The organism is Pseudoglutamicibacter cumminsii (genome assembly GCF_016907775.1).
GTDB classification, from domain to species: domain Bacteria; phylum Actinomycetota; class Actinomycetes; order Actinomycetales; family Micrococcaceae; genus Pseudoglutamicibacter; species Pseudoglutamicibacter cumminsii.
In genome coordinates this window covers 1,742,103-1,760,612 of record NZ_JAFBCO010000001.1, presented here as the reverse complement: position 1 = coordinate 1,760,612, position 18,510 = coordinate 1,742,103, and the positions used below count along the sequence as shown (strand labels likewise).

Annotated in this window: 21 protein-coding genes, 4 tRNA genes and 1 riboswitch; of the genes, 7 read left to right on the top strand and 18 right to left on the bottom strand. The window is 61.3% G+C overall.

The genetic code is table 11. The annotated features are described in order from the left end of the window. Nucleotides 1-17 precede the first annotated feature (17 nt). From lgt to hisI, 8 genes are all read right to left on the bottom strand, one after another. On the bottom strand, nucleotides 18-1,019 hold the full coding sequence (lgt, locus tag JOD50_RS08020) for a prolipoprotein diacylglyceryl transferase (protein WP_204881101.1): 1,002 nt from the start codon (nucleotides 1,017-1,019) through the stop codon (nucleotides 18-20). Continuing rightward, entirely contained in the window at nucleotides 1,016-1,819 is an 804-nt protein-coding gene (trpA, locus tag JOD50_RS08015) for a tryptophan synthase subunit alpha (protein WP_204881100.1), read from the bottom strand. The genes lgt and trpA overlap by 4 nt, the downstream gene beginning before the upstream one ends. 2 nt (nucleotides 1,820-1,821) lie before the next feature. Next, entirely contained in the window at nucleotides 1,822-3,129 is a 1,308-nt protein-coding gene (gene trpB / locus JOD50_RS08010; protein ID WP_204881099.1) for a tryptophan synthase subunit beta, read from the bottom strand. A 53-nt stretch (nucleotides 3,130-3,182) separates the two neighbouring features. Next, the gene (gene trpC, locus JOD50_RS08005) at nucleotides 3,183-4,004 is read right to left on the bottom strand and encodes an indole-3-glycerol phosphate synthase TrpC (protein ID WP_204881098.1); all 822 of its coding nucleotides are present in this window, start codon (nucleotides 4,002-4,004) and stop codon (nucleotides 3,183-3,185) included. Nucleotides 4,005-4,135: 131 nt separating this feature from the next. Further along, complete coding sequence (locus JOD50_RS08000) at nucleotides 4,136-4,390, bottom strand: HGxxPAAW family protein (protein WP_101630049.1); 255 nt, start codon at nucleotides 4,388-4,390, stop codon at nucleotides 4,136-4,138. 221 nt (nucleotides 4,391-4,611) lie between these two features. Then, the gene (locus JOD50_RS07995) at nucleotides 4,612-5,379 is read right to left on the bottom strand and encodes a Trp biosynthesis-associated membrane protein (RefSeq protein ID WP_204881097.1); all 768 of its coding nucleotides are present in this window, start codon (nucleotides 5,377-5,379) and stop codon (nucleotides 4,612-4,614) included. Next, the gene (gene trpE / locus JOD50_RS07990) at nucleotides 5,366-6,952 is read right to left on the bottom strand and encodes an anthranilate synthase component I (RefSeq protein WP_204881096.1); all 1,587 of its coding nucleotides are present in this window, start codon (nucleotides 6,950-6,952) and stop codon (nucleotides 5,366-5,368) included. The genes JOD50_RS07995 and trpE overlap by 14 nt, the downstream gene beginning before the upstream one ends. Next, the gene (gene hisI, locus JOD50_RS07985) at nucleotides 6,949-7,422 is read right to left on the bottom strand and encodes a phosphoribosyl-AMP cyclohydrolase (RefSeq protein WP_204881095.1); all 474 of its coding nucleotides are present in this window, start codon (nucleotides 7,420-7,422) and stop codon (nucleotides 6,949-6,951) included. The genes trpE and hisI overlap by 4 nt, the downstream gene beginning before the upstream one ends. A gap of 74 nt (nucleotides 7,423-7,496) precedes the next feature. Here hisI and JOD50_RS07980 point away from each other — a divergent pair, with 74 nt between their 5' ends. Beyond that, nucleotides 7,497-8,144 (top strand): TIGR03085 family metal-binding protein, encoded by a 648-nt coding sequence (locus JOD50_RS07980; protein WP_204881094.1) that lies wholly within the window; start codon nucleotides 7,497-7,499, stop codon nucleotides 8,142-8,144. Between the two features lie 28 nt (nucleotides 8,145-8,172). Here JOD50_RS07980 and hisF read toward each other — a convergent pair whose 3' ends face one another. From hisF to JOD50_RS07930, 10 genes are all read right to left on the bottom strand, one after another. Further along, a complete protein-coding gene (gene hisF, locus JOD50_RS07975; RefSeq protein ID WP_109302857.1) occupies nucleotides 8,173-8,943 on the bottom strand; it encodes an imidazole glycerol phosphate synthase subunit HisF in 771 nt (256 codons plus the stop codon). A 13-nt stretch (nucleotides 8,944-8,956) separates the two neighbouring features. Next, nucleotides 8,957-9,805, bottom strand: a complete 849-nt coding sequence (hisG, locus tag JOD50_RS07970) for an ATP phosphoribosyltransferase (RefSeq protein ID WP_204881609.1) — start codon at nucleotides 9,803-9,805, stop codon at nucleotides 8,957-8,959. Nucleotides 9,806-9,905: 100 nt separating this feature from the next. Beyond that, complete coding sequence (locus JOD50_RS07965; RefSeq protein WP_109302855.1) at nucleotides 9,906-10,169, bottom strand: phosphoribosyl-ATP diphosphatase; 264 nt, start codon at nucleotides 10,167-10,169, stop codon at nucleotides 9,906-9,908. Between the two features lie 215 nt (nucleotides 10,170-10,384). Next, the gene (gene pnuC / locus JOD50_RS07960) at nucleotides 10,385-11,098 is read right to left on the bottom strand and encodes a nicotinamide riboside transporter PnuC (RefSeq protein ID WP_204881093.1); all 714 of its coding nucleotides are present in this window, start codon (nucleotides 11,096-11,098) and stop codon (nucleotides 10,385-10,387) included. 225 nt (nucleotides 11,099-11,323) lie between these two features. Further along, nucleotides 11,324-11,471: riboswitch (FMN riboswitch) on the bottom strand. A 135-nt stretch (nucleotides 11,472-11,606) separates the two neighbouring features. Next, nucleotides 11,607-12,281: a ribulose-phosphate 3-epimerase gene (rpe, locus tag JOD50_RS07955; protein ID WP_204881092.1), complete on the bottom strand. Its 675-nt coding sequence runs from the start codon at nucleotides 12,279-12,281 to the stop codon at nucleotides 11,607-11,609. Further along, nucleotides 12,278-13,903, bottom strand: coding sequence for an RsmB/NOP family class I SAM-dependent RNA methyltransferase (locus JOD50_RS07950; RefSeq protein WP_204881091.1), 1,626 nt, complete (start codon nucleotides 13,901-13,903; stop codon nucleotides 12,278-12,280). The genes rpe and JOD50_RS07950 overlap by 4 nt, the downstream gene beginning before the upstream one ends. Continuing rightward, nucleotides 13,900-14,850: a methionyl-tRNA formyltransferase gene (gene fmt / locus JOD50_RS07945; RefSeq protein ID WP_204881090.1), complete on the bottom strand. Its 951-nt coding sequence runs from the start codon at nucleotides 14,848-14,850 to the stop codon at nucleotides 13,900-13,902. Before fmt ends, JOD50_RS07950 begins: the two co-directional genes overlap by 4 nt. A 7-nt stretch (nucleotides 14,851-14,857) precedes the next feature. Next, nucleotides 14,858-15,445: a peptide deformylase gene (gene def, locus JOD50_RS07940; RefSeq protein ID WP_338052071.1), complete on the bottom strand. Its 588-nt coding sequence runs from the start codon at nucleotides 15,443-15,445 to the stop codon at nucleotides 14,858-14,860. A 198-nt stretch (nucleotides 15,446-15,643) separates the two neighbouring features. After that, the gene (locus tag JOD50_RS07935; protein ID WP_204881089.1) at nucleotides 15,644-16,510 is read right to left on the bottom strand and encodes a cytochrome; all 867 of its coding nucleotides are present in this window, start codon (nucleotides 16,508-16,510) and stop codon (nucleotides 15,644-15,646) included. 17 nt (nucleotides 16,511-16,527) lie between these two features. Further along, on the bottom strand, nucleotides 16,528-16,722 hold the full coding sequence (locus JOD50_RS07930; RefSeq protein WP_204881088.1) for a hypothetical protein: 195 nt from the start codon (nucleotides 16,720-16,722) through the stop codon (nucleotides 16,528-16,530). A 44-nt stretch (nucleotides 16,723-16,766) separates the two neighbouring features. Here JOD50_RS07930 and JOD50_RS07925 point away from each other — a divergent pair, with 44 nt between their 5' ends. The 6 genes from JOD50_RS07925 to JOD50_RS07900 all read left to right on the top strand — a co-directional run bounded on the left by JOD50_RS07925 (nucleotide 16,767) and on the right by JOD50_RS07900 (nucleotide 18,375). After that, nucleotides 16,767-17,216, top strand: coding sequence for a DUF2871 family protein (locus JOD50_RS07925; RefSeq protein ID WP_204881087.1), 450 nt, complete (start codon nucleotides 16,767-16,769; stop codon nucleotides 17,214-17,216). Between the two features lie 53 nt (nucleotides 17,217-17,269). Next, a complete protein-coding gene (locus JOD50_RS07920) occupies nucleotides 17,270-17,749 on the top strand; it encodes a DUF3817 domain-containing protein (protein ID WP_204881086.1) in 480 nt (159 codons plus the stop codon). 189 nt (nucleotides 17,750-17,938) lie between these two features. After that, nucleotides 17,939-18,012 (top strand) — tRNA-Gly (locus tag JOD50_RS07915). Nucleotides 18,013-18,060: 48 nt separating this feature from the next. Next, a tRNA-Cys gene (locus JOD50_RS07910) sits at nucleotides 18,061-18,134 on the top strand. A 24-nt stretch (nucleotides 18,135-18,158) separates the two neighbouring features. Further along, a tRNA-Val gene (locus tag JOD50_RS07905) sits at nucleotides 18,159-18,230 on the top strand. Between the two features lie 71 nt (nucleotides 18,231-18,301). Continuing rightward, nucleotides 18,302-18,375, top strand: a tRNA-Gly gene (locus JOD50_RS07900). Nucleotides 18,376-18,510: the final 135 nt, after the last annotated feature.

Genomic DNA, 18,510 nt, shown 5'->3' with positions numbered 1-18,510 from the left:
TGTTTCATGATGGGTGCTTATGTAGTTGTGTTTTTGTCGGCTTCCGACGATGCGGTAGCGGCTTCGTCGGTTGCGTCACCTGTATCCGTGCCGGCGCTCGCGGCAACAGTTGCCGCGCGTGGTGTGCGGCCTGGCAGGTCAACGTCGATCTCGGGTGCGTTCTTGCCGCGCAGGTACGCGATCACGAACGCGATGAGCGCTCCGATGAACACGAGGATCGAAACCCACACGTTGAGGCGCTGTGTGATTCCGGCGATCGTGATCATCTGGGCTTCGTCGATGCGCAGGGCCTCGATCCAGGTGCGGCCGGCCGTGTAGATCACGATGTAGAGCCACAAAACCGAGCCGCGCCGCATGTGTCGGGTGCGGTCGATGAGCAGGATGACCATCACGCCGAGGATGTTCCAGATGGATTCATAGAGGAACGTCGGATGGAACAGGGTATCGGCTGGCATTCCTGCCGGGAATGTCGGTGAGTCGGCGTCGATCTTGAGTCCCCACGGCAACTCGGTTGGGCTACCGAAGAGTTCCTGGTTGAAATAGTTGCCCCAGCGGCCGATGGCTTGGGCCAACAGCACGCCTGGCGCGGCGGCGTCAGCGAACGTTGAGAACCGCACCCCAGCGCGGCGTGTAGCGATCCACACGCCCACCGCACCGAGCGCCACGGCACCCCAGATCCCGAGGCCGCCGTTGGCGATGTACAGAATCTTGATAGGGTCCCCAGTGCCGTCATAGTTGGGACCGAAGTATTCGTCCGGGGACGAGAACACGTGGTAAAGGCGACCACCGATGATGCCGAGCGGTACCGCCCAGATCGCTACGTCCCACACGAGCTCGGGGTTGCCCCCGCGGGCCTTCCAGCGACGTTGCGTCAGGATGAGCGCTGCGATGATCCCGATGAGGATGCAGATCGCATACATGTGAATGGTGAGCGGGCCCAAGTGGAACGCTGAGAACTCCCTCGGCGGCGATGGGATCGCGGCCGGCACGAGTGATGCGGTGGTCGCCTGTATGATCATGCGCCGCTACCTCGTCCGGCTAGTTCCGCGGTAAGCTTACCTACGCCTTCTGGGCCGTTTTCGCCGAGTTCGCGCACGAGCGCGGTACCGACGATGACGCCGTCGGCGTACGCGCCGATCTCTTCGACGTGTTTACGCTGGGATACGCCGAGGCCCACGCACGCGGGCATGTCGCCGGCCGCTCGGACTGCTTCAACAACGCCCTGGGCGGCGTCGGAGACGGTGTCGCGGGCGCCTGTGACACCCATGATCGAAACGCAGTACACGAATCCGCGGGATGCTTCCACGGTTTGCTTGACGCGTTCAGGAGTGTTCGATGGCGCGGTCAGGAAGACGCGGTCGAGCCCGTATTTCTCGGAGGCTTCCATCCAGTCGCTGGCTTCTTCCGGCAAGAGGTCCGGGGTGATGAGGCCAGCGCCACCGGCTTCTGCGAGTCGGCGCGCGAACTCGTCGACGCCCATGCGCATCACGAGGTTCCAGTAGGTCATGATGAGGACCGCGGCGTCGACTTCGGCGGTCACTTTTTCGATGATCTCGAAAACCTGCGGAACCTTGAAACCGTTAGCGAGCGATTCGGTTGTCGCGGCCTGGATGACCGGGCCGTCCATCACAGGGTCGGAGTACGGCAGGCCGATCTCAATGATGTCGGCGCCGTTCTTAGCTGCAGCGATCGCGGCATCGATCGTCGACTGAACGTCGGGGTAACCTGCCGGGAGGTAGGCGATCAGAGCTGGGCGTCCTTCTTGACGCGCGCGGGCGATCGCGTCGCCGGATGTGATTCGTGGTGCGGGCTGGCTCACGCTTACTCGCCTTCCTGTTCGTCGTTTTCGTTGAGCAGTCCGAACCAGCGGGCTGCGGTTGCGACGTCCTTATCGCCGCGGCCGGACAAAGTCACCACGACGAAGCGCTCGGCTGGGTCCTGGCCGTTGGCTTTCGCTTCCTCAGCCATGCGCTGGCCGACTTTGATGGCGCCGGCGAGTGCGTGACTGGATTCGATGGCTGGCAGGATGCCTTCGGTTTGCGACAGGAGTCGGAACGCGTCCATCGCTTCGCTGTCTGTGATGGCGGTGTACTGAACGCGGTGGATGTCCGCAAGGTACGCGTGCTCTGGGCCCACGGCTGGGTAGTCGAGGCCTGCGGAGACCGAGTGGGATTCGATGGTCTGGCCGTCTTCGTCCTGCATGAGGTAGGTCTTGGCGCCGTGGAGCACGCCGGCCCGGCCGAGGGTGATCGTGGCGGCGTGGCGCGGGGTGTCGATTCCGTCGCCGCCGGCTTCGAGCCCGTGCAGTTCAACCTCTTTGTCGTCGAGGAACGCGTGGAAGGTTCCGATCGCGTTGGAACCACCACCGACGCATGCGCAGACGGCGTCTGGGAGACGCCCGGCTTGTTCGATGATCTGTTCGCGGGCTTCGTTACCGATGCACTCGTGGAAGAAGCGCACCATGCTCGGGAACGGGTACGGTCCGGCCGCGGTTCCGAGCAGGTAGTGGGTGTGGTCGACGTTGGCGACCCAGTCGCGCAGCGCTTCGTTGATCGCGTCTTTGAGGGTGCGGGAGCCCACCGCAACTGGCACAACCTTCGCACCGAGCAGTTCCATGCGGGCCACGTTGAGCGCTTGACGCTGAGTGTCTTCTTCGCCCATGTAGACAACGCATTCCATACCGAAGAGTGCGGCTGCGGTTGCGGTTGCTACGCCGTGCTGGCCTGCGCCGGTCTCAGCGATGAGGCGGTTCTTCCCCATGCGCTTAGCGAGCAGCGCCTGGCCGAGCACGTTGTTGATCTTGTGCGAACCGGTGTGGTTGAGGTCTTCGCGTTTGAGGAAGATCCGTACGCCGCCCGCGTGTTCTGCGAATCGTGATGCTTCGGTCAGAAGCGATGGACGGTTGGCATAGTTGGCCAGCAGGTCCTGGAACTCGGCGACGAACTCAGGGTCATCCTTGGCCGCGTTGAAGGTTTCAGCCAGCTCATCGAGCGCACGTACCAGGGACTCCGGCATCCATCGGCCGCCGTATTCACCGAAGTAAGGGCCGGGCGCGTTACGCAGGGAGCCGGCCATGAACGAATCCGCCATGGTGGTGCGGTTCTCTTCAGACTCTGGTGTGCTGGTCATGCTTTTCCTTGATGATGGTGGGTACAGCGTGAGCTTGATGGTTTGGCTGGAGATTAGCGGGCAGCGGACCTGATGGCGTGACCGGTAGCCGTGAACTCGGCGACGGTTTCGCGTGGCTGTGCGTGTTTGACGAGGGCCTCGCCGACGAGGACCGCGTCTGCACCCGCGTGTGCGTAGGTCTTGACCTGTTCGATGTCTTCGACGCCAGATTCAGCGACCGTCACAACCCCAGCTGGTAGATGCTTGGCGAGTTCAGCATAGTGGCCGGTATCGACATCGAGGGTCTTGAGGTTGCGAACGTTAACGCCCACGATCTTGGAACCGACTTTCGTAGCGCGTTCGATCTCTTCCGGAGTGTGCGTTTCGACGAGCGCGTTCATTCCCAGCACGTGAGTGAGCTCGAGGAAGTCGCTGAGCTCCTGATCCGTCAAGGCCGCAACGATCAGCAGTACCAGGTCAGCTCCGTGCGCTCGTGCTTCGTAGATCTGGTACTCGTCGACCGTGAAGTCTTTGCGTAGCAACGGGACGTCGACACGTGCCCGTACCGCATCGAAATCTGCAAGTGAGCCACCAAAGCGGCGCTGTTCCGTCAGAACTGAGATAGCGGCGGCGCCACCGGCTTCGTATTCAGCGGCAAGATCCGCTGGCTCCGGGATGTCAGCGAGCGCGCCCTTCGATGGCGAGCGACGCTTGACCTCGGAAATCACGGCGAAAGCGGAGTCAGCGTTAGGGGACAAGGCGGCCAGCGCATCGCGGGCTGGTGCGGCTTCAGCGGCACGGCGCTTCATCTCTTCAAGCGGCACAAGCTGCTTGCGTGCGGCCAGATCTTCCTTAACACCTTCGATGATCTGATCCAGAACAGTGGCCTCTGCCATGTGCCGTGCCTCTCCCCTTCTACGGACTGAGTTCAGTATGAGCTGCGTTCAGTAAGTGATGTGTGGCGGGTATAGAACCCTGTATAGAACGAAGCCCCGCGAGTCTTTCGCGGGGCCGTTCGTTCACAACGTTAGTCGTGCTTTGTACGGGAGCCGCCCACGCCAAAGCCAGCAGCCTTCAGAACGAGGCCGACGATGATGCCGACAACCAGGATCACGCCGCCGGTCCAGAAGAGGAACCAGTTGGGGATGGTGAAGGCGATGCAGGACAGCAGGAAGCCAACAAACATGATGGTGAACATTGCCCACGAAGCAACAGTGTTGCCGTGGCCCAGGTGCTGCTCATGGATTGGGTCATGAGCAATGGTCTGGCGATCGAGAGGCATATCCCTATCTCCTTCGAGTTGAAACCTCAGGTCAGTGATGCTCTGCCCTCTGTGGGGCATCCGCGACCGTGAGGCCACGGGTAGATGTGAGTTCCCTGCACGGCCGGCTTCGTGCGAGTGAAGCGGCAGCATGAACACACGCTTATGTCTATTCTGCCACTTCTCGCCGTTGACCGCTCAATCGCTACGCACGGCGAGTCATGATTGATGTGTGATTCGGCTCAGTAGAAGCGTGCGCGGGCGGTGTTCGGTCCGTCTGGGTCGGTGGGGTCTTCGCCTTGCGTCAACGCGTCCCACTGGTCTATTTCGTCCAGCTCGATCTCGTCAAGGTCGGTCTCGCCTTGATTGGTCTCGCGTGGCTCATCGTCAGCGTTCTTGCCAGCCTGGGCAGTTTCGCCACCGCTTGCGCTGGCTCGTTTGCCGGCCTCGTGCTTGCTACGGCGCGGTGATGAACCTGCGCGTTCATACTTGCTTGATGTCGATGCGGCAGGTGCGGCTACGAGCGAACCCCACACGGCAACGAGAACCATGAGCACGCCGAGGACGGCGGTGATGAAAGGGAAGATCGTGACGTCGTAATTGCTACTCACAATCCCGAGCCCAAAGGTCTCCCCGACCTTCGTCGCGGCGGCATCCTGCGGCGACAGTGCAGACCAGATGCTGACGCCGGCAATGCCGGCGCCGGCGAGCGCCTGGACCACGGTGATGACCCAGCGGGTTATGGGACCCGCGATCGTCAGCGCGATGGTGGCGGCAAGCATCACGACGGCGAGCGCGACTGCCGCTGGAGAAGCTGTTCCGCCGGCTACGTCGAGGCTTGCCACGGCAACTCCGGTGTCGGGTGCTCCGACTGTGATCCAGGTCTGTGAGATGAGGATCAGCGCCGCGATCGAGAGAGCAAGCCCGGCGAGAACGACGTGTTTGCGTTGCCCGAAGCGTCGCTTGGTTGGTGTGGTTTCAGTTCGTGGCGGCTCGTTAGTGCGAGGCATTTTCGCCTCCGCGTTCAGGTGAGCTGAGTTCATCTGCAAGCCATACGGCGCGCAGTGGCGCGAAGGCCTTGTTCACGGTCTCAAGTGCTTCGGATTCCGGTTGGGAATCAGCCACAATGCCTGCGCCTGCTGAAACGTAGGCGGTCTCGTCTTTCAGGACAGCGGTCCGGATCGCGATGGCCATATCCATGTCACCTGCGGAATCGAAGTAACCGACCACGCCGCCATAGATCCCGCGGCCTACCGGCTCAAGCTGATCTAGCAATTGCAATGCACGAGGCTTAGGCGCCCCGGAGAGGGTTCCGGCCGGGAACACGGCGCGTAGCACATCGTAGGCGTTCGCGTGAGCCTCGACGTCCCCGGTCACGGTGGATTCCATGTGCATGATGTGGCTGTAGCGCACGATCTCCATGAACTGGGTGACGTCCACAGTGCCAGGGGTGCAGACCTTGGAGAGGTCGTTGCGGGAAAGGTCCACGAGCATGATGTGCTCAGACCGTTCCTTGGGGTCTTCGAGGAGTTCTTTCGCCAGGGCGTCGTCGCCGGTCGGTGTTGCTCCACGTGGGCGGGAGCCAGCGATCGGGTGGGTCACGACGTTGCCTGACTTAACGGTCACAAGCGCTTCCGGTGAAGACCCGACTACCGAGAACGGTTCGCCGTCCCCTGTCTGGTAGGTAGCGACATACATGTACGGGCTCGGGTTGGTCGCCCGCAGGACGCGGTAGACGTCCAACGCGCTCGCTTGGGTTGGGAGCTCGAACCGCCGTCCCACAACCGCCTGGAACACTTCGCCGTCCACGATCGCGTCCTTGATCGTATCGATCGCTTTCAGGAACTCAGGCTCAGCCCACGTCTGCTTGACGGTCGCGAACATTTCTTCACGAGAGACATCCGCGGACGGCATCGGCACGGGAGCTTCGGCTTCTGAAGGTTCACCGAGCCGCTGAGCCATCCGCTGCAAGCGAGCCACCGCATCGTCATAAGCGCGTTCAGCGCCGGTGTCGAGGCCATTCTTGTTATACGCATTAGCGACCAGGGTCAGCGAGCCATCCAGGTGGTCGTATACAGCCATGTCGGTCACAAGCTGGAGCGCGAGCATCGGGACCTGCATGTCATCGGCAGGGCCTTCGCCAAGCTTTTCCCAATAACGGACCGCATCCCATCCGATGTATCCCATCAAGCCGGAAACGAAAGGGAACGATGGGCGGGTCACATTCTGCTGGCCGCGCTTGAGGAACTGCAGGGTCTCCCGCAGAACATCCATGACGCCGCCCTCAGACGGGATCCCGACCGGCGGGGCGCCTTCCCACACCGCTTGTCCCTCGGATTCGGCGAGCATCGCAGCGCTTCCGGCGCCAATGAAGGAATACCGTGCCCACTGGCCGGCCGTTGCGGATTCGAGCAGGAACGTTCCCGGACGCTGATCGGCAAGACGCCGGTACACGCCCAACGGGGTGAGGCCGTCAGCGAGCATCCGAGCGGTCACCGGGATGACCCGGGGGCCATCGACCGATGCTGCAGTAGCAACAAACTCCTCACGCGTGAGGTTTGGAATGACCTTCGGAACGCTCATGACTTATCCCCCGTTTGCGTCTCGTGTGCCTGTGTCTCGCGTGCTTGTGTTGCCTGTGCTGGTGTGGTGACAGGGATGACGCGATCGTCAAAGCACGAACGCGTCCCCGTGTGGCACGCGGCACCTGTCTGCTTCACAGTCAGCAAGATCGTGTCGGCATCACAGTCATAGTGCATCGCAACGACTTCCTGAATGTGACCCGATGTGTCACCCTTGCGCCAATATTCTTGTCGCGAACGAGACCAGTACGTCGCACGGCCGCTCGTAGCGCTCCGGCGCACCGCCTCGGCATCCATCCAGCCGAGCATCAAAACCTGCAACGACTCAGCATCCTGCACAACAGCAGGGATCAGGCCGTCCGGATTGAATTTCAAAACGGCAGTATCGAAGGCCGGCGCTGCAGACGTTTCGCTCGCATCGGAGACCGCATCTGCGGCTAGCTCAGCAGAAAGTTCACGAGAATCAGACACCCTCCCATGCTACGCGGCACCCAGCATCCGACGTCACAGCATGAAGCGCCCCAAGAACGTGCTACGTTGAGAGCGTGCCTCACTTTGTCAAACTTTCCCGCCAAGCGCTCGCTGATGCGCTCCTCGCCGTAGGCCCGGACGCCCCTACGCTGTGCGAAGGCTGGGAAACACGACACCTCGCAGCACACCTCGTGCTCCGCGAACACTCCGTGTGGGCCGCCGGCATCACTGGCGCGCCCGGCCTACGTCACGGCATGGAACGAAAACTCGACATCCTCGCGGCTCAAGCCGAACACCCCGGCGGTTACGCCCGACTCATCAAGCAGTTCTCTCAAGGGCCTACAAAGTTCTCACCGTTCAACCTCAAACGGGTCGACGCGGCCGCGAACCTCCTCGAATACTTCGTACACCTCGAAGACATTCGCCGCGCCCGTGAACGCTGGGTCCCACGCTCGCTCGACGCCGCCTACACCGAACGGTTGTGGCAAAGACTCCGACAAGCCGCCAAGCTGCTCTACCGCCATGCACCCGTCGGCATCATCCTCGTACGCCCCGACGGCACGCGCTACCAAGCCAAGAAAGGCACCGACTCGGTAGCGATCTACGGCTCCGTAAGCGAACTCATCATGCACGCCTACGGACGCACCAACCACGCGCTCGTCCTCTACGAAGGAAGCCCCGAGGCCAAAAAGGCACTCGAGGCTTCACTCTCCGACGACTAAAACGGTTTCCGTAACGGACCGCGTGTCTCTAACGGACCGTGATTCCGGCCGCGCGCATCGCGGCCTTGACCTCAGCCATCATGTGATCCGGGCCGAAGTGGAACAGCGACGCCGCAAGCACCGCATCGGCACCCGCCTCAACGGCCGGCGGGAAGTGCTCAGGCTTACCAGCGCCACCTGAAGCGATCAACGGAACCGAAATGACGCGACGCACATCGCGCAACATCTGCGTATCGAAACCCTCCTGGGTTCCGTCGGCGTCGATCGAGTTCAACAACACCTCGCCCACGCCACGCTTCTGCGCTTCAGCCGCCCACTCGAGAGCGTCACGGCCCGTGCCCACACGGCCTCCTCGGACCATGACCTCATAACCCGAGGCAAGATCAGGGTTATCGCTGCGCTTCGCGTCAAGGGACAACGTCAAAACCTGCGAACCGAAACGCTCACTGATCTGATTGATCAGGTCCGGGTTCTCGACCGCGGCCGTAGCCACAGAAACCTTATCCGCGCCCGCGTTCAACAGCTTAGAAACATGCTCAACCGAACGGATGCCGCCGCCGACCGTCAACGGGATGAAAACCTCTTCAGCAGTCCGAGCCACGATGTCATACACCGTGTCACGCTCATCCGAAGACGCCGTGACATCCAAAAACGTCAACTCATCGGCACCAACACGACCGTAACGCTCCGCGAGCTCAACCGGATCCCCTGCATCCCGCAAACCCTCAAAGTTGACGCCCTTAACCACACGGCCAGCATCCACATCGAGGCACGGAATCACACGAACAGCAACAGACATAGCCTTAGCCCTTCTACAAACGGCACGCGTTGATCGGGGTCACCAAAATCGCGCGAGCCCCCACGTCATACAACTCATCCATGACGCGGTTCACCTGGTTCTCCTTAACCATGGCTCGCACCGCAACCCACTCAGGATCAGCCAAAGGGGAAATCGTCGGCGATTCAAGCCCCGGGGTCAACCGCATCGCCTCATCCACCAAGGACTTAGGGATGTCGTAATCCAGCATCGCGTACTGGCGCGCCACAATCACACCGCGCAAACGACGCACCAACCTATCTTCTGCCTTCGGGTGGTGATCCTTCCGGCCAATCAAAACGGCCTCAGACTTCATCAACGCAGGGCCAAACGGCTCCAAGCCAGCCGCGCGCATCGTCGACCCCGTCTCCACCACATCGGCCACCGCATCGGCAACACCTAAGCGGATCGACGTCTCAATCGCACCATCCAAGCGGACCGTCTCCGCCTGGATCCCGTGCTCCTCAAGATAGTGGTCGACCAAAACCCGGTAACTCGTGGCGATCCGCTTACCGTTGAGCTCCGAGAAATCAGAGAACTCACCCTGCGGGCCAGCGATGCGGAAGGTCGAAGCACCGATGCCCAACGGCATGAGCTCCTCCACCGCATCATCCACATCGGCGTCCATCATCAAATCACGGCCCGTGATCCCCAGATCCAAGACGCCGCGGCCAACATAAACCGCGATGTCACGCGGCCGCAGATAGAAGAACTCAACATCGTTCTCAGGGTCAGTCAACGCCAGTTCACGAGAATCACGACGCTGACGATACCCCGCCTCTGACAACATCTCCGTCACGGCGGCAGACAACGAACCCTTATTCGGAACAGCTACACGCAAAATCGACACAACAACGCACCCTTCACAAACTCAATCGACAACCCACTCAATCAACGACCCACCACAACGCTGGCGACGCACGAACGCTCGCCAGGCCAGCAACTCACAGATGCTTGTACACGTCCTGCAGGGACAAACCTTTAGCGATCATCATGACCTGGACGTGATACAAAAGCTGCGAAATCTCCTCAGCAGCTTCTTCATCCGACTCGTATTCGGAAGCCATCCACACCTCGGCGGCCTCCTCAACGATCTTCTTACCGATCGCGTGGATGCCCGCATCCAGCTGTTTGACTGTGCCGGAGCCCTCAGGGCGTTCTACAGCTTTGGTTTGCAGTTCAGCAAAGAGTTCCTCGAAGCTTTTCACACTCTCAGCCTAATCACACCGCGCCCTTCATGGGCAGAACGTGACGACACAAAGACCAACCAAGCCCGCTGGCAGAGCACCGGTGCGCCGCTGTCATGGCTCCGGAACAAGCCAGCACTGAAATGAGTTAGCGCCGGTTTGAAAGATTCCTCCAAACCGGCGCCAACGATTCATATCTGCCGTGTCGGGGCGTGACTCCACGGTTGGGTCGAACGTCACTCCACGGTTGGGTCGAGTGTCTCCATGCTCGAGATCGATGGCTTCTCGTTTTTCTGAGCCCGGGCCCACACGAAGAAGCCGATCAGCGTGAACACGCCATAGAACAGGTACATGAACGCCGATGCGAAATAGCCGGCCGAGAACAGCAGCGGGACACCCACAACATCCACGGCGACCCACGCGAGCCAGAACTCAGTCCAGCCCTTCGCCATACCGTAGGTAGCCACGAGCGAACCAATGAAGGTCCACGCGTCAGCCCACACCGGATCATATGAACCCAACGCAGCGAACAGCGGAGTCAGGGCAACCGCACCGATCACCATGACCAGCAGCATCCCTACGCGAACGCCCCAGCCACCCCATCGTGGGGTGATCGCTTGGGATGAGCCAGCGCCGCGCTGCTTACGGCTTTGATTCCAGCGAACCCACCCGTACACGGAGACCACGATGAACATGATCTGACGGCCGGCCTGCCCCAACAGGTGAGGCATTGTCGCGTTCGGGTCAATCAGGGACCCTAAGAAAACGGTGAGCAACAAGAGGTTGCCCGCAATACCGATAGGCCAGGCCCACACTTTACGGCGCATACCGCCAAGAGCCGATGCCAAACCGAAAACATTGCCGACGACTTCGCGGACCACAAGAACCTGCCCGCCAGGCAGATCGATCGTCCCGTTGAACATGTCGACAAGCCACCGCAGAAAATCCATTCCTTACCCTTTCTCGCTCTACGGCGGCCCCAGGGTTGAGGAATACGTGAGTGGCTTCTTCGATCAGCTGCGGTCTAGCTCACGATGCGGCAGGTGGCTTGGACTCGTCGGGTTGACTCGTCCGTGCGCCTGCGTTGCATCTTGCGACGCGGCTGAACGGTCACGTTGCCAGTTGGCTTGGTTGTCGAGCCAGTTGGCTACGTGGAGAACACTGTCTCAGCGTAAACCGTGCTTCTCCCATCCAGACTTTGACTGTCGGTACTGGAGTTTCACCAGTTCAGCCGTTACTCAATCGGAGGGGATCCTCGATTGCAGACAACGGGTCGCGGACTATCACCGCCGGTTCGGAATTTCACCGACCCCGGAGCACGTGATCACCACTGTAGCCCAGGGTGCGGCTCGGAGGATGGCACGGTGACGCAATGTTGAGCGCAAGTTGAGTATTGGCCCGCTGAGCGTGGGTTGAGCGTGGGTGGCGAATCAACGACACCCACGCTGTTCGGAAGGTTTAGTGTCCGATGGCGTCGTGGGCTTCGCGGCGCAGGTTTTCGATCGCTACGGCCACGTCTTCGGCGCCGTAGACGCTCGAGCCTGCAACGAACGTGTCCGCGCCGGCTTCAGCGGCGATGCGGATAGTCTCGGTCGTCACGCCACCATCGACCTGCAATGCAACCTGCGCACCGGAGCCGTCGATCGCTGTGCGGGCCGCGCGAATCTTCGGGACCACAACGTCGAGGAAAGCCTGCCCACCAAAGCCGGGCTCGACCGTCATGAGCAGCAGCATGTCGAGCTCAGGGAGCATGTCCATGTAGGAGTCCAGGCCGGTCGCTGGACGTAAAGCCATCGACGCTTTCGATCCGCGTGCACGCAGTTCGCGAGCCAAGCGGATCGGTGCCGTCGCGGCTTCCGCATGGAACGTGACCGAGTAGGCGCCCATGTCCGCGTATTCAGGGGCCCAACGGTCTGGGTCCTCGATCATGAGGTGGATATCGAGGGGGAGCGGGGACTCGTCCTGGATCCGCTTGACAACTGGAGGGCCGAGCGTCAGGTTCGGCACGAAGTGCTGATCCATGACGTCAACGTGCACGGCATCGGCGGTTTTGATGGCTTGCAGTTCCTCCCCTAGGCGAAGGAAGTCGGCCGAGAGGATCGAGGGGTGGATTGCGCAGCTGTGGCGGCTCATGCTTGTTCCTTCTTGGTAATGAGGGCCATGAACATGGCGTCGGTTCCATGGGAGTGCGGGAAAAGTTGGGCCGTGGAACCGGTGTTGGTTCCGACGACGGGGTCGGCTGGGCGGGTCGCGTCACCTTTGCCGGTGAGCGTTACGGAGTCGAGGACGGCTCCGGTGTCGAGCAGTTCGATGTCTTTCCGACGGTGGAACGCGTCTTCGAGGATCGCGAGGGTTTCCGCCGGGTGCGGTGAGCACGTCACGTACGCGAGCACCCCACCTGGGCGCAGCGCGTCCAGGGCAGAGTTCAGAAGTTCGCTCTGCAGGCGGGTCAACGCCGGAATGTCGGATGGCTGTTTGCGCCAGCGGCTTTCCGGGCGGCGACGCAACGCACCGAGCCCTGAACATGGGGCGTCGAGCAGGACGCGGTCGTAGTGGTTCGGCTGTGCCTTACCGATGTCTCGGCCGTCACCCGTGACGGATGTCCATGCCTTCTCATCGACCGCGCGAAGCGCTTGTTTCACGAGGTTCGAGCGGTGTTCCTGAACTTCATTCGCCGTCAGGTGTGCCCCGCGTTGAGCGGCAATCGCGGCCAACAGCGCCGCCTTGCCTCCGGGGCCTGCGGACATATCGAGCCAACGTCCAGCGTCGGTGCCTGCAACATCGGCTTCCGCCAGGACGCGGGCGGCGAGTTGCGAACCGTGGTCCTGCACGCGGATGTGACCTTCGGCAACGCCAGGCCAACGCAGCGGGCCGCCACCCGAGTTCACGGAGTAGGCTTCGGGAACCCAGGTTGACGGTGTGGCTTTGAGGCGTTTGAGTTCTTGCTCGGTTGCGATCCCTGGAAGCGCGGCCAGATGCACTGCAGGAGCCACGTTGTCGGCGACGAGTAGGGCCTCGAGATCTTCAGCCGAACGCCCGTGCACGACGAGTGAAGAGCGCAGCGCACGAACCACCCATTCGGGGTGCGAATACCGGAGCGCGAGCCGCGCCATCGGGTCGGTGATCGAGGATTCGAGCGTTTCAGCCCATTCTTCACGCGAGCGTTCCGTAACTCGGCGGAGCACCGCGTTGACGAAGCCACCTGCTCCGGCACCTACGCAGTCGCGGGCCAGCGCCACGGTTTCGTCGACTGCGGCGTGCTGCGGGACGCGCATGTGAAGCAGCTGGTATGTGCCGATCCGCAGAACGTCTAGGACCGGTGGGTCGATGTTTTTGAGTGGGCGGTCGGAGCATTCGGCCAGGACCGCATCGAGGCTTGCGAGTTCTCGGAGCGAGCCGTAGGTCAGCTCGGTTGCAAAACCGGCGTCCCGCTGGTCGAGACGGGCGCGACGAATATGGTGCGGCAGGGCGAGGTTCGCGTACGCGTTGTCGACAGCAACGGCCTGCAGAACATCGAACGCTACTTTGCGTGCGGGGTCGGCGTTGCGGCTGCGTTGCGATGGAGCTGCGGCGCTGAATTGGCGGGGCTGGCGGCCGCCGCGGTTTCGTTCGCGGCCTTTAGCGTTGCGGCGCGAGCCGTCGGCGCTACCCTGCCTTTTACCCTGGCCCTGCTGCTGACCGCGGCGTGGGCGATCGTTCCCGGCCCCTCCGCGGGAGCGTGGGGTGCGGTCATTTGAGCGTGAATCTCGGCTCATTCGAAGCGTCCTTCCCCATCGCTGAGGGCTCCGCGAGCCCAGTCAGCGGCGGCCATCATCTTTTTACCTGCGGGCTGTACGCGTGTTAGTTCAACCGGTGAAGACCCGGTACCGACGACGACGCGGGCTGGCTTCCGGCTGCGGAAGCTCAGCTGGCCGGGGGCAAGGTTTTTCTCGTGGTCTTCGAGCTCGTCTGGGGTTGTGATGCGCACCCGTTCAAGTTTGATGCTCGCCCCATTGAAGTGTGTGAAGGCGCCGGGTTCTGGTGTGGTTCCGGCGATGCGTCCGCGCACGGCTTCGGCGGATGTTGTCCAGTCGACGCGGCCGTCGTTGCGTTCGAGTTTCGGCGCAAGAGTCGGCTCGCCCTTTTGCGGTTGTGGCACCACGGCACCGGAAACGTAGCCGGTGATCGCTTGGCTCAACAGCACTGCGCCTTCTGTGGAGAGGCGTTCGAGGAGGTCGCCGGCGGTGTCGCTTGGCTGCACGGCTTCGGTCATGACGCCGAGCACCGGCCCGGTGTCCATGCCTTCGTCGAGCATGAACGCTGTGGCCCCGGTGATGTCGTGGCACCGGATGAGCGCGTGCTGAACAGGCGCGGCTCCGCGTAGGTCTGGCAGGAGTGAGAAGTGGAGGTTGACCCACCCGAACTCTGGGACGTCGAGGGTGCGGCGTGGGATCATCGCGCCGTATGCGACGACCGCCGCGACGTCGATGTTGAGCGCGGCGATCGCGTCGTGGGCTTCGTCTGTGATCTTGTCAGCTTTGATAATGGGGAGCCCGTGTTCTTCGGCGTAGGCCGCCACGGGCGATGGCGTCATGACGCGTTTGCGTCCGATGGGGGCGTCGGTACGCGTCAGGACTGCGGCGATTTCGTGGCCGTCGGCGATGAGCTGCGCTAGCGGCGCCACTGCGACGTCGGGGGTTCCGGCGTAGAGGATTCGTGCCATGAACGCATCAGCTCCTGAGGAATGAGTTGCCGGTGTTGTTTGAAAAGGCGCTCCCGATGGTGGCGGCGCGTTGGTCTTGCACGTGATCAACGTTGCTTTGGTACGTGTTGTGGCGCAGGGTTTGTTGTGCGCGGCGGCGCTCTTCACCTGTAAGTCGGTCGATGAAAAGTTTGCCATTGAGGTGGTCGGTTTCGTGCTGGAAGCAGCGCGCGAGGAGGCCATCGGCGATGATTTCGAGTTCCTCACCGGTGATGTCAACGCCGGTGAGACGCACTTTCTTGGGGCGTTCCAGCGGCATTTGGATCCCGGGAACGGACAAGCACCCTTCGATGGTGCGGTCGTCTTCGACGGTTTCTTCGTCCAGGATTTCGAGGACGGGATTGCAGACTGTGCCGACGTGGCCGTCGATGTTGTAGGTGAAGATTCGTTTGCTGATGCCGATCTGTGGGCCGGCCAGGCCGACGCCGTTGACGTCATTCATGGTTTCGTGCATGTCTTGAGCTAGTGCGGCTAGTGGTGCATCGAATGTGGTGACGGGATCTGCCACGGTACGTAGGACCGGGTCCCCTACTGTTCGAATCGCGTGAACTGTCACGCTACTCCTTTTCTCAATGTGCTTCGCTTAGTTTTGAATACGCTTCGCTGCATTTCAGAAGGTGCTTCGCTGAGTTCCTTGGGGCGCTTCGCTGTGTTTCTGAAGGCGTACCGCACACGCCCATGGGTGCCACGGGTGCGCTCTTCCATCGTATGCGAGAAAGAGTGCTTGTGGTTCGGTGCCCCTAGCCTGAGTCGGTCATTGAGCATGCGGCGTCATTGAGCGTGCGGCTGGTGGCGGGACGGGTTGGAGTTCGGCAGCGGCGCTGAATGCCACGGATTCGGTTTCCCAAACTTGGCGTAGGGCCCAGAACCGTTTCCATGCGTTTTCGAGGCTGTGCGGTTGCGCTCGCATGGGTAGTACTTCGGTTTCACCGAGTGCGACGGCCAACAGCACGCTATCTTTCGGGAAGGGCCAGGGCTCCCATGTTCCGTTCTCAGGGTCGCTCAAGTACTCCTCGGCTTGCGCGCCGGCGGCGAGCTGCATCACGACTTTAGGGTCCGGGGCTTTGACCCGGCCGTCGCGGGTGGTTCCGCGCGTCTTGTAATCGATGAGGCAGGTCACTCCCCCGATCTCGGCGACAAGATCGAGCGTTCCAGCGTAACCGACCGTGTGATTCCAGATGGTGACTTCGGGTTCGATCGGTTTGACCCCGTAGAGGTCCCACCATTCGTCGAAACGATCTGCGTAGGCGCCTTCCCCATGCTCCTTCAGTTTTTCACGCATCTGCGCGGCCTCGTGCGGCCGACCCAGCTCGCGCAGCGCCTTGTGTTCGGCATAATTGTGGACCCGGTCGCCACGGGCCGCAGCCTCGTCGCGGTACTTCTCAGCAGCTGAGGACGCTTGCCGCGCAATCTGCTTGAGCTGAACCTTGTTGCCTACCGAACCAGCCAGTCGCGCATCGTTAATAACGGCAGTCGCCGCCATGTGCCCAGCCCACCCCGTCATGTCTACTGCGTGACGGGAAATCACGGTGGTAATCGACGGGACTTCGGGAAGGCCGTCAACAGTGCGGGAATACATTCGCCCCAACGAGGTCTGATGCGCGAGCAGTGGCTGTGTCATGCTCCCCAGTGTGTCACCTACCCCTGACAGTTTGCTCCCACAACATGGTCGATTCCATCACCGTTATCAACCGAAAGGTTGAGGCCGGTTTCAACACTGATCGCGATGTTTAACGACGTGCGCGCGGGTTGAATCGAGGCATAGGTCAAACCACAGCGCCACATAAACCACTGCGCCCCAGACCACAGCACCTCATAAGCCACAGCGCCCATGCACGGATTCAAAGCATGCGCGGTGTTCGAAAGGAAGTAAAACCGTGAAGAAGCTCCTCAACGCATCCTTGATCTACATGATCGCAGGCTTGAGCGCGGGCGTGTTTTATCGTGAATTCACCAAGATCAACGAGTTCCCAGAGGGCCAGTTCACTCAGCTCGGCGTTGCCCACACGCACTTGCTCGCGCTCGGCTTCATGGCGTCCCTGATTTTCCTCGTGATCGAGAAAGCTTTTGCGATCTCCCGAAGCCCTAAGCTGTTCGGCTGGTTCTTCTGGCTTTACAACGCGGGTGTCATCGTAACCTCTGCGATGATGATCTGGCACGGAACCCTCACGGTGCTCGGCAAGGAATCCTCCGCGATGATCTCCGGCATCGCAGGCCTTGGCCACATCGCGATCACAGCGGCCCTCATCGTCTTCTTCGTGGCACTGCGCCGCGCCGTCAAAACCAGCGCAACCGCATCTAGCGCTACCGAAGCGGCCTCTGCATAAGCGTCCGCATCTAAAATCAAGTCCGCATCGACCACCTCCGGAGCAACCACTTCATGACAACGACACCTCCGACTCATGCCGTCACCCCGCGCCTGCTTTTCCGCACCTTCGCGATCGCGGAGATCTTCACGTGGGCGGGGCTCATTGCCGCGCTGATCCTGCGCGCGCTCGATGTCACCAACATCGTGCCGATCGCCGGCGGTATCCACGGCTTCGTCTTCCTGAGCTACGCGACGTCGACGGTTTTCGTGTGGGTCAACCAGAAGTGGCCTGCACGCATCGGTGTAACGGGTGTTTTACTGGCCGTTGTGCCGTTCGCGACCCTGCCGTTTGACCTCTACGTTGACCGCAAGGGGCTCTTGAAAGGCGGATGGCGGCTCGCTCCAGGTGGCGACGAGCCACGCGGCTTTATCGAACACGTGCAGGCATGGATCTTGCGTCACGTATGGCTCGCGATTGTGCTGCTAGTTGCTTTCGTGGCGGTGCTGTTTGTGACGCTGCTGTGGCTCGGCCCGCCGGTGCCACGAAACTAATCTCGTCGAATAATTCAATAGGTGTTTACGCGGAATTCCGGGCAGCACCAAGGTTGCGTTGCCCCAGTGACACGCCCCTAGTTTGAGCCGATTTGGCAAAGCGGTAAAAACTGGTCTAGAGTAATCACTCGTTGGCATCACAGCGGAAACGCTTTCCGAACAGGAAACGAACCGCGGGTGACACCACATGCGGACATAGCTCAGCTGGCTAGAGCGCCACCTTGCCAAGGTGGAGGTCGCGGGTTCGAATCCCGTTGTCCGCTCGCAAACCACTTGCTGGCCCGCAAGGGCACCGTACTTGTTACGGATGTGGTGGGGTGGCCGAGAGGCGAGGCAGCGGCCTGCAAAGCCGTATACGCGGGTTCGAATCCCGTCCCCACCTCCACTAAGTGATTTGCAGCCTGAATAGGCGCGATTGGCGCAGCGGTAGCGCGCTTCCTTGACACGGAAGAGGTCACTGGTTCGAACCCAGTATCGCGCACGAGAACCACGGTTCTGTTGAGAACGGAACCACGGTTTTTATAAATACGGTCCTGAACTGGACTGTCATTCGCGGACATAGCTCAGCTGGCTAGAGCGCCACCTTGCCAAGGTGGAGGTCGCGGGTTCGAATCCCGTTGTCCGCTCGCAAGACGGAAGGCCGGGAACATCAAAACGATGTTCCCGGCCTTCCGCGTTAAGCACGAGCCGCGCTAAGTACAAGGCTACGTCCTAGCGCCCGGCAACAACGCACCAGACGCTAGGACGTGCGTTCAGGATTC

Coding starts and splice junctions, on each gene's coding strand:
- JOD50_RS07995 (WP_204881097.1), bottom strand. CDS start 5,379: ATGCCTCGCACTAACGAGCCGCCACGAACTGAAACCACACCAACCAAG.
- trpE (WP_204881096.1), bottom strand. CDS start 6,952: ATGAGCGTTCCGAAGGTCATTCCAAACCTCACGCGTGAGGAGTTTGTT.
- rpe (WP_204881092.1), bottom strand. CDS start 12,281: ATGAGCCGCCACAGCTGCGCAATCCACCCCTCGATCCTCTCGGCCGAC.
- JOD50_RS08000 (WP_101630049.1), bottom strand. CDS start 4,390: ATGCCTCTCGATCGCCAGACCATTGCTCATGACCCAATCCATGAGCAG.
- JOD50_RS07930 (WP_204881088.1), bottom strand. CDS start 16,722: ATGGGCGCTGTGGCTTATGAGGTGCTGTGGTCTGGGGCGCAGTGGTTT.
- JOD50_RS07950 (WP_204881091.1), bottom strand. CDS start 13,903: ATGAGCCGAGATTCACGCTCAAATGACCGCACCCCACGCTCCCGCGGA.
- pnuC (WP_204881093.1), bottom strand. CDS start 11,098: ATGGATTTTCTGCGGTGGCTTGTCGACATGTTCAACGGGACGATCGAT.
- trpC (WP_204881098.1), bottom strand. CDS start 4,004: ATGGCAGAGGCCACTGTTCTGGATCAGATCATCGAAGGTGTTAAGGAA.
- hisF (WP_109302857.1), bottom strand. CDS start 8,943: ATGTCTGTTGCTGTTCGTGTGATTCCGTGCCTCGATGTGGATGCTGGC.
- lgt (WP_204881101.1), bottom strand. CDS start 1,019: ATGATCATACAGGCGACCACCGCATCACTCGTGCCGGCCGCGATCCCA.
- fmt (WP_204881090.1), bottom strand. CDS start 14,850: ATGGCACGAATCCTCTACGCCGGAACCCCCGACGTCGCAGTGGCGCCG.
- trpB (WP_204881099.1), bottom strand. CDS start 3,129: ATGACCAGCACACCAGAGTCTGAAGAGAACCGCACCACCATGGCGGAT.
- JOD50_RS07935 (WP_204881089.1), bottom strand. CDS start 16,510: ATGACACAGCCACTGCTCGCGCATCAGACCTCGTTGGGGCGAATGTAT.
- JOD50_RS07920 (WP_204881086.1), top strand. CDS start 17,270: ATGACAACGACACCTCCGACTCATGCCGTCACCCCGCGCCTGCTTTTC.